The 13,994-nt window shown below is 68.4% G+C and carries 12 protein-coding genes and 1 tRNA gene; 5 read left to right on the top strand and 8 right to left on the bottom strand.

Features of this window, described 5'->3' with window-relative positions; genetic code table 11:
• Positions 1 to 68 precede the first annotated feature (68 nt).
• The gene (locus tag AB0M02_RS31015) at positions 69 to 1,178 is read left to right on the top strand and encodes a globin domain-containing protein (RefSeq protein WP_364233176.1); all 1,110 of its coding nucleotides are present in this window, start codon (positions 69 to 71) and stop codon (positions 1,176 to 1,178) included.
• On the opposite strand, the gene AB0M02_RS31010 is transcribed toward AB0M02_RS31015, so the two are convergent.
• Positions 1,175 to 2,710, bottom strand: a complete 1,536-nt coding sequence (locus tag AB0M02_RS31010; RefSeq protein ID WP_364233173.1) for a peptide deformylase — start codon at positions 2,708 to 2,710, stop codon at positions 1,175 to 1,177. The genes AB0M02_RS31015 and AB0M02_RS31010 overlap by 4 nt on opposite strands.
• Before the next feature lie 333 nt (positions 2,711 to 3,043).
• On the opposite strand from AB0M02_RS31010, the gene AB0M02_RS31005 reads away from it, so the two are divergent.
• Positions 3,044 to 3,766 carry a hypothetical protein gene (locus AB0M02_RS31005; RefSeq protein ID WP_364233318.1) on the top strand — a complete coding sequence of 241 codons (723 nt, stop codon included), beginning with the start codon at positions 3,044 to 3,046 and terminating at the stop codon, positions 3,764 to 3,766.
• 164 nt (positions 3,767 to 3,930) lie between these two features.
• Here the strand turns inward: AB0M02_RS31005 and AB0M02_RS31000 are convergent, their stop codons facing one another.
• A complete protein-coding gene (locus AB0M02_RS31000; protein WP_364233170.1) occupies positions 3,931 to 5,421 on the bottom strand; it encodes a hypothetical protein in 1,491 nt (496 codons plus the stop codon).
• Between AB0M02_RS31000 and AB0M02_RS30995 the strand changes: the two genes are divergently transcribed.
• Entirely contained in the window at positions 5,422 to 5,886 is a 465-nt protein-coding gene (locus AB0M02_RS30995; protein ID WP_364233168.1) for a hypothetical protein, read from the top strand.
• A 312-nt stretch (positions 5,887 to 6,198) separates the two neighbouring features.
• Positions 6,199 to 6,912 carry a class I SAM-dependent methyltransferase gene (locus tag AB0M02_RS30990; RefSeq protein ID WP_364233166.1) on the top strand — a complete coding sequence of 238 codons (714 nt, stop codon included), beginning with the start codon at positions 6,199 to 6,201 and terminating at the stop codon, positions 6,910 to 6,912.
• A gap of 331 nt (positions 6,913 to 7,243) precedes the next feature.
• Here the strand turns inward: AB0M02_RS30990 and AB0M02_RS30985 are convergent, their stop codons facing one another.
• The 4 genes from AB0M02_RS30985 to AB0M02_RS30970 all read right to left on the bottom strand — a co-directional run bounded on the left by AB0M02_RS30985 (position 7,244) and on the right by AB0M02_RS30970 (position 11,089).
• Positions 7,244 to 7,774, bottom strand: a complete 531-nt coding sequence (locus AB0M02_RS30985; protein WP_364233164.1) for a YbhB/YbcL family Raf kinase inhibitor-like protein — start codon at positions 7,772 to 7,774, stop codon at positions 7,244 to 7,246.
• Between the two features lie 277 nt (positions 7,775 to 8,051).
• Positions 8,052 to 9,149, bottom strand: a complete 1,098-nt coding sequence (locus AB0M02_RS30980; RefSeq protein WP_364233161.1) for a C40 family peptidase — start codon at positions 9,147 to 9,149, stop codon at positions 8,052 to 8,054.
• A 237-nt stretch (positions 9,150 to 9,386) separates the two neighbouring features.
• Complete coding sequence (locus AB0M02_RS30975; protein WP_364233159.1) at positions 9,387 to 9,863, bottom strand: DUF4352 domain-containing protein; 477 nt, start codon at positions 9,861 to 9,863, stop codon at positions 9,387 to 9,389.
• Positions 9,864 to 10,126: 263 nt separating this feature from the next.
• Positions 10,127 to 11,089 carry an NAD(P)H-quinone oxidoreductase gene (locus tag AB0M02_RS30970; protein WP_364233157.1) on the bottom strand — a complete coding sequence of 321 codons (963 nt, stop codon included), beginning with the start codon at positions 11,087 to 11,089 and terminating at the stop codon, positions 10,127 to 10,129.
• A 68-nt stretch (positions 11,090 to 11,157) separates the two neighbouring features.
• On the opposite strand from AB0M02_RS30970, the gene AB0M02_RS30965 reads away from it, so the two are divergent.
• Positions 11,158 to 11,242 (top strand) — tRNA-Ser (locus AB0M02_RS30965).
• Positions 11,243 to 11,871: 629 nt separating this feature from the next.
• Here the strand turns inward: AB0M02_RS30965 and AB0M02_RS30960 are convergent.
• Positions 11,872 to 12,612 (bottom strand): LytTR family DNA-binding domain-containing protein, encoded by a 741-nt coding sequence (locus AB0M02_RS30960; RefSeq protein ID WP_364233156.1) that lies wholly within the window; start codon positions 12,610 to 12,612, stop codon positions 11,872 to 11,874.
• The gene (locus AB0M02_RS30955) at positions 12,609 to 13,802 is read right to left on the bottom strand and encodes a histidine kinase (RefSeq protein WP_364233153.1); all 1,194 of its coding nucleotides are present in this window, start codon (positions 13,800 to 13,802) and stop codon (positions 12,609 to 12,611) included. The genes AB0M02_RS30960 and AB0M02_RS30955 overlap by 4 nt, the downstream gene beginning before the upstream one ends.
• Between the last annotated feature and the right edge of the window lie 192 nt (positions 13,803 to 13,994).

Below are 13,994 nucleotides of genomic sequence, written 5' to 3'. Positions count from 1 at the left end.
CTTTAGAGGCGTGACGAGTCGCACCTCAGGTGCGTCGTGTTCCTGACTGTGCTGACCACCCTGAATGCATGGGAGACCTCGCACGCTTGCTCAAGGAGAGCTGGAGCCTGGTCGAGGAGCATTCGGACAAGGTTGCCGGCTATTTCTACGCCCGGATGTTCCTGGCGCACCCGGACCTGCGGGATCTGTTCCCGGTCCAGATGGACGTGCAGCGTGCGCGTCTGCTGAACGCGATCGTGACCGCGGTGCAGACGCTGGAGGATCCGGAGAAGTTCGACGAGTACCTGCGCGCGCTGGGACGGGATCACCGGAAGTTCCACGTGGAGCCGGAGCACTACGAGGTCGTGGGCGGGGCGTTGATCGAGTCGATGCGGTACTTCGCCGGTGAGCAGTGGGGCGTCGAGTACGACCAGGCGTGGGCCGACGCCTACGCGGTGATCGCCTCCAAGATGCTGGCCGGCGCGGACGCCGACCCGAATCCGCCCTACTGGTACGGCGAGGTGGTCGCACACGAGCGCCGCGCCCGGGACATCGCGGTCTTCACCGTCCTGCCGATGCAGCCGCTGGAGTTCCGGGCCGGGCAGTACATGAGCATCGAGGCACCGAGGTACCAGCCACGGCTGTGGCGCACCTATTCACCGGCGAACGCTCCGCGCCGGGACAACACGCTGGAGTTCCACGTCCGCGCGGTGGGTGCCGGCTGGGTGTCCAGCGCCCTGGTCCGCCGCCTGCAGGTCGGCGACATGATCAAGATGGCCGCGCCGATGGGCTCGATGACTCTGGACCGAAGATCGACCCGGGACGCCGTGTTCGTGGCCGGGGGCACCGGCCTGGCGCCGATCAAGTCGCTGCTGGAGGAGCTGACCCGCTACAACCGGACCCGCTGGGTGCACGTCTTCTTCGGTGCGCGGACCCGTGACGACCTGTACGACCTGGCCGACCTCAACCGGCTGGCCGCCCGTTACCCGTGGCTGTCGGTGGTGACCGCGTGCAGCGACGATCCCGGCTTCCCGGGCGAGCAGGGCAACATCTCGGACGTCGTCGCCCGGTACGGCCCGTGGCAGGAGCACGACTTCTTCGTCTCCGGTTCGGGTCGCATGGTGAAGGCCACCCTGAAGACCCTCTCCGAGCTACAGGTCCCCTCTGTACGGATAAAGTACGACAGCTTTACCGACTAGTAGTCCCAGGGACGACCTGTCTGCTGGTACTGCGCCACCGGAACCAGCTTCGACTCGGCGTCCATCCGGTCGACGTACAACCGGCCCTCCAGGTGGTCGATCTCGTGACTGATCAACCGGGCCAGCGCCCGCTCGAACGTGGTGACCACCCGCGTCCCGTCGAAGCGGGCGTGCTCCACGTCGATTCGCAACGGGCGTGCCACCAGACCGCGGTAGTCGAAGAACGACAGGCAGCCCTCGTACTGCTCGTCGGAGTCCGCCGACTCACCGACGACACGGGGGTTGAGCAGCACCACCGGGTCGACGTCGACGTCCGGTGGTCGTACCACGGCGGCCGCGACCGGCGCGCCGATCTGCGGTGCGGCCAGGCCGACACCCTTGCTGAACTCGTGCAGATCCTGCAGCCGGCCCAGCGAGGTCAGCAGCCGGGTGACGGCCTCCCGGGCGGCGGCGCCCTCCCGGGGCAGCTGGAAGTGGCGGGCCCGCTGCCGCAGCAGGTCGGATCCGCGCTGGATGATGCCGATGCCCCGCATGCGGTGCGAGGCGCGGGGCAGGGCCGGCTCCGGCGGCCCGATCTCGTCGTACTTCGGAGCGTCGGCGCCGCGGTACCGCCATTCCAGGCGGTACCGGGCGTTGAGCAGGGGCGCGTCGGTGGACCACTCGAAGATGGCGCGACCTCCCTCGATGCGGCGTTCCAGCGGGGTGCGGACGGGCACCTCGGCGGCGAGGGACGCCTCCACACCCCATACCTGCGGTTCGAAGCTCTGTGGGAAGTTGAGCCGGACGGTCAGCGAGCGCGTCGGCAGCCGGACGGCCCGCTGGAACCACTGGCCCCATTTCTCCTCACCGACCGTGTACGCGTAATCGATAGTCGTCCGCTCGCCCGGATAGAGCGGGAACTGCCCGCGCTCGTTGGCGAACAGCAGCCAGATCTCCTTGGCCGCGTCCCGGTCCAGCTTGACCCGCCACTGCATCGACTCGGCGGCGTCACCCTCGCCGGCCCGCGCCTCGACGTCCATCTCCTCGAACGTCAGCGGGTTCTCCCGGTGGTGCCGGTTCGAACCGGCCGGATCGTGCGGATAGCGATCCACCGCGATCTTCACGAGGTACCGGGTGACCGGCTCGACACCGGCGTTGTAGAGGGCCCGCTTGACCACGCACCGGTACGCGCCCTCGGTGTACCGCAGTTCGGCGATCTCCTGCTCGACGACGAGCCCGGTGCCGGGCGGCAGCCACTGGACCGGCACCGGTGGGTCACGGTGCATGGCCGAGCCGCCTCCGCGCGCGTGGCGCAGTTCGTCGTACTCCTGGAATCGCTGCCAGATCGCACCGCCCGCGTTGAGCACAGCCTCGGCCCTGCGGGCGAAATCCTCGGTGGGCTTGTGTCGCCGTCCCTCGACGTGGCTCACGTAGGAGGGGTCGAAGCCCATCCGCGCGGCGAGCTGCTTCTTTGTCATCCCACGCTCGACCCGCCATTGCGCAAGCGCCGTAACGAACTGATCTGCGGCCCGTTCAATGGGCGAGGTGGTCATCACGGATGTCCCCTTCGCGACGGCAATCTCAGTGTCGCCGCCGGGAGTGTCCGTAAGGGGCTAGTAGCGCGTTGCCGACAGGTACCTTGACAAATCCGGCAAGGGCGCAACGCTACGTCAAGTAATTCTTGCTCAGGGTATTCGTCCGAAAGATCCCGCCTCAGAGTGTGGTTAGGCTACCCTTAACCAGGTACGGTAGGTCGTCCTGGACCACACCTCGACGAGGAGAAACACGGTGACTCAGCGACCATTGTCGCCGCGGGCAGGCATCCGCCCGTGACCATCACCCTGGAACTCTCCCCCCTCGCCCCGGTCACCGCAACGCTCCGGGCGATGTTCGGCACGAGCACCCAGCTGCCCGGGCTGGCGCCCGACCTGATCGTGCACGACCAGACTGCCTGGTCGTCGACCGCGGAGCTCACTGGCGTACATCTGGAAACCCTGCTCGATTCCGCAAGCCGGCGCTGGAACGCTCAGCCGCATGCCGCCGCCGCGCTGGCCTGGAAGGCCTACACCTACTGGCTCACCCTGCCCGCCGTGCTCGGCTGGGCCTCCGCGCGCCGCGTCCCGTTGCTCACCGCGCGTGACACCCTGATGCACTTCGACGACCCGCGCCCGCTGATCACGCTGGGTGTCCGCCCGTCGATCCCGGTCGCCGTCCTTCCGAGTGACCCTCTCGCGCTCAGCGGCCTGCCCCAGGTCCGCGTGGTCGCCGACGAGGACGCGCTGCTGGCCGAGTTCCGCCGGGCGATCCTCGACGAGCACCTCACTCCGCTGCTGGAGGCCATCCACGGCCGGGTCCGCCTCGGCAAGCGCACGCTGCTCGGTTCGCTCGCCTCCGGCATCGCCTACGGCGTTCTGCGTTCCGCGGACGTCCTGCCCGGCTCGTCGGCGGAGAGCATCGACCGCCTGCTGGGCACGCTGGGTGTGCGCGATCTGATCGAGCTGTACTCCGGGCGAGGCGGCAAACTCGACGTGCGCCGCAAGACCTGCTGCCTGGCCTTCACCCTGCCTCAGCCCAAGGTCTGCCCGGGTTGCTGCATCAAAACCCCTTAAACGTACGCGCTACGCGTCCTGCTTCGTAAGAACCGCACCGGCAACGTGCGGCGCCAGGCCGCACGCCGCCGCCGGCCGGGAACGGTTCTCCCGGCACCGGCGGCACTCAAGTCAGGTCTGCGTCTCCGCGGTCAGGGTTGCGTCTCCGCGGTCAGCACCCTTGGTCAGGGCTGAGTCTCCGCGGTCAGCACGGCGTCGGGGTCGTCCACAATGGCGCCGACGTCCCACAGCCAGACGCCGCCGGTCCAGGTCGGGCGGAAGCCGAGCAGGTCGGACATCGTGCGCAGCATCTCGATGTCGCGCGGCTGCGGTGTCAGGACGACCGCCCCCGCGTTCCAGAACCGCAGGTCGGCGAGGGTCATCTCGCGCCGCTCGGCGGTCACCTCGGGGATCGGGTTGCCCTGCCGGATCGACGTGATCAGGCCGCTGGTCGGGCGCCACGGCGGCGAGAAGATCGCGGTGCGGTCGTCCGGGTTCTGCGGGTTCTGGTTGGGCAGCAACGCGTACGCCCCGGCGATGCGCATGTCGTGCCCGGTGTAGGCGGTCCAGCGCAGCGGATCCGGGTAGCTGCTGTCCGGCAGCGGCAGGGCGACCAGGGTGTGGTCGTCGTCCACGTACTGCCGCCAGGCGCCGGAGGTGACGAACTCGGGGACCGGCGACATCGCGACGGTCTGCAGCGGGGTCGGCGCGAGCGGCACGAGCGCCATCGCGACCGCTGTGATCATCGCCACCCGGACCGGGCCGCGGGAGTGCGGCTGCGACTTGATGAGGTCGGCGGCGCGCTGGCAGCCGAGCGCGAGCACGATGCCGACCATCGGCGCGATCGCCATGGCCCAGCGGGTCGGCACGGCCGAGTCGAGGACCGGGATGCTGTGCATGATCGCCCAGATGCCCGGGACGCCGGTGTTGATGCCGTTCAGGTAAATGCGCGGTCCGAGCGACATCGCCGCGAAGAAAACCGCGATCGCGCCGATGGTCACCACCGGTGCGCTCCGCCGCATCCAGAGGACCAGCCCGAAGAAGAGGATGACCAGTCCCCAGCCGAAGAAGGCGTTCTCCTCCGCAGGGTTCTGCGCGAGGGCCGTCGCCACCGCGCTGTTGCCGGCGACGGAGCGGCTCGCGTACGCCGTGAAGGAACCCAGGTCGGCGCCGAAGTTGCGGACGAACTCGGCGAGGCCCTGGTAGCTCTGCGGCCCGAAGAACTGGACGCTCAGCGGATAGGCCAGCGCGGCGAGCGTGGCCGCGGCGGTGACGCCGAGGGCACGGACGAAGGTGAGGAACTCACCGCGGTGCACCCCGCGCCGGACCACGGCCATGACGACGCAGAAGATGCCGAGGCCGACCGCGGTCATGAACAGGATCTCGAGGTTGATGAACGCCTGCCAGATCAGCAGCCCGGCCAGCAGGAGCCCGTTGCGGATCGCGCGGCGCGGCCGGCGCAGCTCCAGCGTGCGCCAGATGATCAGCGGAACCAGGAACTGCGAGACGATGTTCGGGTGACCGCCGGCGTGCGACACCATGCTCGGCGCGAAGGTGCAGAAGAGAGCACCCACCCACGCGGCCAGCCGGGAGGTCACGAAGCGGCGGGAGAGCACCAGATACCACGAAGTCCCGGTTAATGCCAATGCGCCGGTGAGAAATACGTTGAAGGCCACATGCGGACCGAACAGAAGAGTGATCGGCGTCAGTGGCAACGAAACGGCCAACACCGAGGTGTTGGCCATCATGTTCACCCCGTCGGGGTAATTCAGGCGGTCCGAGAAGAACGGATAGACGCCATCTGTGAGCACGCGTGCACCGTGCGCCAGCATCCACTCGAAGAAAGCCTGATCCTGCGGATCATCGCGCAGTTCATGATCAAGATTGAGCCACAACGGTGCTGTGACGAAGAGCGCGACAGCGACGAAAGTCGAGATCGCCAGGACGTCGCGCCACGTGAGCACGCGCCACCGACGGCGGCGCTCCGCAGGCTGTATTGCCTGCTCAGCCTCGCTCTCCTCAACCGGTGTGGCGACCGCTGGAGAGGCTTGGGTGACACCGCCCCCGAGGGCGATCAGCTCCGCGTCCAGGTCGTCGGCGGGGGTCACTTGGCGGGGCGGGAGAACGTTCTCGCCGGTTGACTGGCCTGTCGAGTCAAAACCCGTAATCGTCATAGCATCGGCGAGCCTAACCGAGGTTCTCAAGAACCCAGCGGTGAGCGCCCGAGGCGTGATAGAGCCGATATGTACGCGTGTTTTTCGCGTGTCCCGCACAAGGTGTCCATCTGGTGGACTTCAGTAGGCGTAACCCACCGGAGTACCCAACCCTGCTATGTCTCAATCAGGCCAAAAAATCAGCGGCGCCCGGCGCTCAACTTTCGGTTAGGCGCGTCAGATGGTTAACTTCACCGGTCCCGCTGCAACTCAGATCGGCAAGATGAGGGAACCTCACCTATGGCAGACATCACTGGAGACCAGCGGATCCAGTCCGAAGTGCTCGAAGGCCTTGCCACGGCTGTGAACCACCGCAGGTGGTTCGTCGAGCTCGCGCTCCCATACCTCGGGGACAACCCCATCGAAGTCGGCAGTGGCCTCGGTGACTATGCGGTCGAGTGGGCCGAGCACCTCCCGCGCTTCACCGCGACCGAGGCCGACCCGGACCGGCTCGTGCTGCTCAAGGAGCGCATGGCCGACCACCCGAACATCGACGTGAAGCAGATGCTCCTCCCCTCACCCGAGGCGAACGGGGAGTACAGCGCCGCCGTCTCCTACAACGTTCTCGAGCACATCGAGGACCACGTGGGCGCCCTGCGCAGCATGAAGGACCTCGTCCGCCCCGGCGGCCGGGTCATCATCATCGTGCCGGCGTTCATGTTCGCCATGAGCCAGGTCGACATCGCAACGGGCCACATCCGGCGCTACACGAAGAAGACCCTCTCCGCCGCCTTCATCGAGGCCGGTCTGGAGATCGAGAAGCTCCACTACGCCAACGCGCTGGGCCTGATCGGCTACTACGGCGCCACCAGCATCTTCAAGCTGGCGCCGAAAGAGGGCCCGATGGTCAAGGTCTACGACAGCCTGGTGCTGCCGGTGACCAAGGCCGCCGAACGCCTCGTGAAGCCCCCGTTCGGCCAGTCCGTCTTCTGCGTCGCCAAGTCGCCGCGCTGACGCCCCCCGCCGAACACCGCAAAGGCCGCCGCTAACCCGGCGGCCTTTAGCATCTCCGCAGAACGCACACACCTCCCGGCCGCCCCCGGCACGCTCCCACCTCAAGCGTGTGACTTTCGGGCGCGGACCGGGGCCGAAGTCCACACACCGCCAGCACCCACGGCAGCGTGTGACTTTCGGGTGCGGAGCGGGGCTGAAGTCCACACACCGCCAGCAACCACGGCAGCGTGTGACTTTCGGGTGCGGAGCGGGGCTGAAGTCCACACACCGCCAGCAACCACGGCAGCGTGTGACTTTTGGGTGGGGAGCGGGGCTGAAGTTCACACGGGGGTTAGCCGCGGACCTGGAAGGTGGGGCGGACGGTGGCTCGGGCCAGGGTGTGGAACGCCAGGTTGAAGCCGACGTAGGCCGGCGACGCGTCCGGCGTCACCTCGAGACGGTCGACGTCGATCGCGTGCACGGCGAAGACGTAGCGGTGCGGGCGATCTCCGGGCGGCGGCGCCGAACCACCGTAGTTGCGCTCGCCGTAATCGTTGCGCACGCAGAACGCGCCCTCCGGCAACGGGTCGACGCCCCGGGGCAGCTCGGTGACGTTGACCGGCAGGTTGACCAGCACCCAGTGCCAGAACCCGCTCCCGGTCGGCGCGTCCGGGTCGAAACAGGTGACCACGAAACCCCGCGTCTCGTCGGGGAACCCCGACCAGGACAACTGCGGCGAGAGATTCTTCCCGCCAACACTCGTGTGCACGAAGAGCTCGTCGAGTGGCTGCCCGTCCGTCGCGTCGGCGCTGGTCACCGTGAAGGACGGGACCGGCGGCAGAAGATCGTACGGGTCGGGAGCCAGGGCACGGTCAAGACTCATGATGGGCCTCCGGCGGCGTGGTGACTAACTGATCGAGTTTTCCCACGATGGGCCGAGACTAACCGGCTGACGTGACAAGCGCCTTTCGCCCGCATTGCGACGCGCCGTCACTCGTACGTGTAAACGCACAGGTGGTGCGCATGCCCAGAGGCCCCGTCGGTAATGCTTCTGTCAGACATCCGACCGGGTGTGTGCGGCAGAGATCCCCGCGCCCGGTTGCGATAGAGCGAGTGGGCACCTGTCGTCCGGCGGGTGCCCACTGCTCTGTCCGGCGCCGCTACAGACGCGCCACCTTGAGTCCCCGGTAGAGCTTGCGGTACACGACACCGGTGCGCTGGTTGCCCGCGTCGATCATCATGTCGTTGCCCATGTAGATGCCCACGTGGCCACGCCCGACCACCAGATCGCCGGGGCGGGCCTGCGAGCGGGAGATGGCCCGCGCACGCCGGGCCTGCGCGCCGGACGAGTGCGGGAGCCGCAGACCGGCACGGGCGTACGCGCGCTTGGTGAACCCCGAGCAGTCGAAGCCACCCGCCCCCTCGCCGCCCCGTACGTAGCGCTTGCCGACCTGCGAGCGGGCGAAGGCGATGACCGCGTCCATCCGCCGGCCGGGGTTGGTCTTGAGGCGGCGCGCCGAGGTGCTCCGGGTGGTCTTGCGAACCGACATCCCACTGCGCTTGGAGACCGTCGTCCGCTTCTGCTGGACGGCCACACGACGATGGGCACGGGTGTCACCGGCCGCCGCGTGCGCCGATCCACGGACCACTCCGTCGGCTGCCCCGCGAGCCGCCCCACGCGCGGTCCCGCCCGACGCTCCACGGGTCACCGCATCCGCCCGTCCACGGGTCGCGTCACGCGCTGCCTCACGGGTCGCGTCACGCGCCGCCTCACGGGTCACATCGCGCGCCGCCTCACGGGTCGCGTCACGTGCCGTTCCACGCGCCTCGCGCGCGGTGCCACGCGCCACCTCGCGTGCGGTGCCACGGGCCGCCTCACTCGCCGACTCCCGGTTGGTGAACCCGTCGCGGGTGATGAAGCGTTGCGCGGCCGGGCGGTTGTTCAGCTTCACCGCCTGCCGCGCGGCCGGTGCCACCACCGGGCGCTGTCGTGCGGCGGCGCGGGCCGCGGGCCGCCGTGGCATCGAACGGGACGCCCGCTGTACGGCCGCAGCCCGTTCGTCCAGGTCCGCGCGCAGCGGAATCTGCCAATCTCGGTTGCGGAGCTGTCGTCCCTGGATCTCGTCGCCGGGCGAGAGATCCGGAAGCTCCGGTGTGGTCGGCAAGGCCTGCGGCGGCGTGATGACGGCCTCCGCTGCGTGCTCGACCGGGTCCAGGGCCGGTGCGATGACGGCCAGCGCAAGAGCGCCGGCGGTCAACGCGCGGCGCGTCGACGTACCGTGCAGTGTTGCCTCCGAAATAGGCCCGGGGCACTCGCGCGAATCCCATCCGTGCGTGGACGATGCTGCCTGCCACGCTTTTGCCGCCGTCGAAGGTGGGCAATGGGAACCCGGACAACCGTGCGTATTCCGTGGACCATGCCAACACACCATCGAATGCGCTGGGGGCCGATTCAGATAATTGATCCCCCAATCTCGAAAAGATAAACGCGACGGTCACCGAACCGGAGGAAGCGGGATCCGTACGCCCGGTGTGGACATCGAACCGTGCACCGAGACCTCTGTGAGCTGCGCATCCTTGGGTACGTCGAACGGAAGAACACCTTCGACACTGTCGCCGGGCGGGATTTCGTTGAGCAGCGTCGGGTTGCGATCGTTGAGAAACACCGCGGCCTGATCGGCGACGGCGTAGGCTACGCCGTTGGCGTCGTAGACCCGCTGTGCACCACTGTCGAACAGCTCCGGTTCACCACCGATGTTCTTCACCGTGACGTGAAGAAGGCAGAATTGCCCGGAAGCGCGCTGATCCAGTCCGTCCGGGCCGACCGACTCCACCCCGCAGCGCAGATCGCCGGCCGCGAACTCGAAGTTGCCGGCGAGCGCTCCACCCGGGACCGCGTCGCCCACCGCCATCGGGCGACGGTCGGCGGTCGTCACGCCCCAGACGCCGAAAGCGACCAGCGCGAGCACCACGACCACACCACCGGCGATCCAGATCCGCGTCCGCCAGCGGTTGTCCCTCTCGTCGTCCAGCGGCACGAGAGTCCGGGTGGGCGCGGAACGGTGCGGTGTGTAGGTCACGGTGTCCCCCAGCGATCCTTTTGCGGCGTCACGGCCGGGACCCGGCCGCACTGTCCGTCCATGCTGGGTTCGCGACGGCCACAGACGGTTGCGACTCGCCGCATATACGGACTTATCGGACCATTGCCTCCCGAATTGTTCCCCCGAACGAGTGATCAGCGCAGCAGGAGAATCTTTCCCAGATGGTCGCTCGACTCCATGAGACGGTGCGCTTGAGCCGCCTCAGCCAGCGAAAACGTCGTGTGGATGACCGGCTTGACCAGTCCGGCAGCGACCAGCGGCCACACCTGCTCCCGCACACCGCTGACGATCCGCGCCTTGTCCGCCGGCGGACGGGCCCGCAACGACGTGGACGAGACCCGGCCCCGCTTCGCCATCAGCTTTCCGAGATCCAGCTCCGCCTTACGGCCGCCCTGCATCCCGATGATCGAGATCCGCCCCTCGACGGCGAGCACGTCGACGTTCCGGTCCAGGTACTTCGCGCCCATGATGTCGAGCACGACGTCGGCTCCGCGACCTCTCGTGAAGTCGTGCACCACCCGTACAAAATCTTGCTCTTGATAGTCGATGGTCAGGTCGGCACCCAGCGCGCGCAACCGCTCATGCTTTCCCGCACGGGCCGTGACCAGCACCGACGCGCCCAGCGCCGCACCCAGCTGGATCGCAAAGGTGCCGATCCCGCTGCCGCCGCCGTGCACCAGCAACGTCTCACCCGGCCGCAGCCGATCCCGATCCACCACGTTGGACCACACCGTGCACGCCACCTCGGGCAGTGCCGCGGCCTCAACGAGCGACAGGCCGGGCGGCACCGGCAGCAGTTGGCCGGCGGGCACCGCAACGCGCTCCGCGTAACCGCCCCCGGCAAGCAACGCACACACCCGTTCACCGACGTGATGACCGGTCACGCCCGGCCCGACCGCGCTGATCACCCCGGAACACTCCAGCCCTGGATAGGGCGGCGCGCCGGCGGGCGGCGGATAGAGCCCCTGCCGCTGCATGAGATCGGCCCGGTTGACGGCGGCCGCGGTCACATCGACCACGACCTCACCGTCGCCGGCCTCCGGATCCGGGGCCTCGGCCCAGATGAGCTGTTTGTCCTCGATCACGATCGCGCGCATGCCCCCGACTCTGCCCCACCGGTACGACACGAATTGTCGGCGGGTGGCAGACTGGAGCGGCACTACGGGGAGGGCTCGCCTAGTGGCCGATGGCGCCGGTCTTGAAAACCGGTATGGGGAAACTCATCGTGGGTTCGAATCCCACGCCCTCCGCAGGGTCACGAGCAGCAGAAACCCCCGCTGAACTGCGCAAAGCAGGCCAGCGGGGGCTCGTGGTGTCAGATCTGGAGTCTCACGGCAGCCCGCTCGATCTCGTTCGCTGCGACAAATGCGCGGCAACGAGTGGGTCAGCCGGCCAGTTCGTACCCCTGCTCAACGCCGCCTCGATCCGGCGCCGCGCGCTTCGCCCTGGTCTTCGATGCACTTCGCCTGCACCCTCAGACTGTTCCGCGACGACCGAGAGCATGCGGAGCACCTGGCCGGGGTCATTCGAGCTCGGCTTGACCGATTGGACATGATCCCTCGGGTGAGCCGTCAGCAGGCGCCGTCCAACAGCAGAGACAGCCCGCCAAGCATGCCGCAGGCTCCGGATGGCCGGTGACCATGCGAGCCGCTATGTGAAACGGTGTAGCCGGCGCCGGGCGTCTCGACGACGTTTGATGCCGGCCGCATCGGTAGCCTGCCCCATGTCAGATCTTCGTTCTCTCCGGGCCTCGCCGCCGACCCAGCCGGTCGGTACCGCTGCCACCCTCAGCCCGAGACGGGCTGATGTTTCGTGCAAGTTGCAGGCCCTGTGGATAACTCTGTGGAGAAGGGCCTGGGCCTGTGGATGACGGTGTGGATTAGCGGGTCCAGTCGTGCTTGGCGGCACGGATCAGGCGGTCCTTGAGCTCCCTGGTGTGGCGCCGGCTGACCGGCAGCTCGACGCCGTCGACGGCCACCACGTAACCCGAGTTGGTGAGGCGCAGCTCGGTGACCAGCCTCAACTGGACCAGATACGAGCGATGGATGCGGACAAAACCGGCATTGGCCCAGCGCTCCGCCAAGGTTGCGAGCGATACGCGTACCAAATGCGAATTTTCCCCCGTGTGCAGCCGGGCGTAATCGCCCTGCGCCTCCACCCACCGCACCGACGACCGCGGCAGCATGCGCGTCGTGCCCGCCAGCTCCACCGGAATCGCCGGCTCGTCGGCCGGCACGGCCGGAGCCGGCGCCGAACGCAGGCCCGCAACCCGCCGCAGCGACTCGCCCAGCCGCTCGGCCCGCACCGGCTTGCGCACATAGTCGGTGACACCCAGGTCGAACGCGTCCACCGCACCGTCGTCATAGGCGGTCACGAAGACGATCGCCGGCGGCTGGGCGAACCGGCGCAGTATCCGGGCCAGCTCCATGCCGTCCAGGCCGGGCATCCGGATGTCCAGGAAGACCGCGTCCACCTCGGTGTCGCGCAGCACCCGCAGAGCCTCGGTCGCGTCACCCGCCCGGTGCACGTGCGCCACCCGGCCGTCCGCGTTCAACAGGTAGGCGAGCTCGTCGAGGGCCGGTGGCTCGTCGTCCACGGCCAGCACGACCAGGCTGCTCATGCCCGGACCTGCGGATGGAATTTCGGCACTCGCATGCTCACTTTCGTCCCCGCGCCCAGCGCGGTCTCCACCACCAGACCGTTGTGGTCGCCGAAGACCGACCGCAACCGCTCGTCCACATTCACCAGACCGACGTGCTGGCCGTCCTCACTGTCGTGGCCGTCCCGCCCGAAGACCTCCGGATCCATGCCGACACCGTCATCCTCGACCGTGATGTGGCACTCCGCGCCCGCGTCGCGCGCCTCGATGCTCACCATACCGACGCCCGGCTTACGCGACAGTCCGTGACGCACCGCGTTCTCCACCAGCGGCTGCAGACAGAGGAACGGCAGGCCGACCGGCAGCACCTCGGGCGCGATCTGCAGCCTGACCTGCAGCCGGTCACCGAACCGTGCCCGCTCGATGGTCAGATAGCGGTCGATCGAGCGCAGTTCCTCGGCGAGCGTGGTGAACTCGCCGTGCGCGCGGAACGAGTACCGCGTGAACTCGGCGAACTCCAGGATCAGCTCGCGGGCGCGCTCCGGGTCGGTGCGGACGAACGAGGCGATCGCGGTCAGCGCGTTGTAGATGAAGTGCGGGCTGATCTGGGCGCGCAGGGCACGGACCTCAGCGCGGGCCAGCCGCTCCCGGGAGGAGTCCAGCTCGGCGAGGGCAAGCTGTGATCCGGCCCAGCGCGCGGCCTCCAGCGTCGCCTGCACCAGCCCCGGCGCCGGCTGGTCGTCACTCACGGCCACGAGGGCCGCCTCGGCTGCGCCATCGGGACCGGCAAGAGGTGCCACAACAGCTCCGCGGACCACGCAATCCATGCGATCACAAGGAAGATCAGAGCCATTGAGTACGACGGAACGCCGCGCTTTCATGGCCCTGCGCGCGGCCGAGGTCAGCTGCTCCTCGTGGTGTGTCCCCCGCCCGTCGAACGCCAGACAGGTCCGCCCGTCGACGATCGCCAGCCCCGTCGCGCCGACGAGAGTCCGCAGGTGGCGAACAGCCTTTCCGGCCGTCGCCGAGGTCAGCCCGGCTCGGAGCGGCTCGGCGGCGAGCTCAGCCGTGTGCAACACGTCGTAGGTGGCCCGCTGCATGGCCGTCGCAATCCCCCGCCGAGCCCGCAACCTGAGCACCGCGACAACGGCGGCGGCAAGCGCGACAAGAACAGCCACCACCGCCAGCACGCTACCCACCTGACCAGCCACGCTGGAGATACTCGCCGCTCCGCCCCCAAATGCCAAGGATTGCTCGGTGTGTGAAGTTGAGGCGCGCAGCGCGGCCAAACTCCCCACGCAACATCGCGCCACACCCAGCGTGTGAAGTTGAGGCGCGCAGCGCGGCCGAACTCCCCACGCAACGTCCCGCCACGCCCAGCGTGTGAAGTTGGGGTGCGCAGC

This window comes from Actinoplanes sp. NPDC051861, assembly GCF_040681145.1.
GTDB lineage: Bacteria > Actinomycetota > Actinomycetes > Mycobacteriales > Micromonosporaceae > Actinoplanes.
This window is presented reverse-complemented; position numbering and strand designations above follow the sequence as displayed.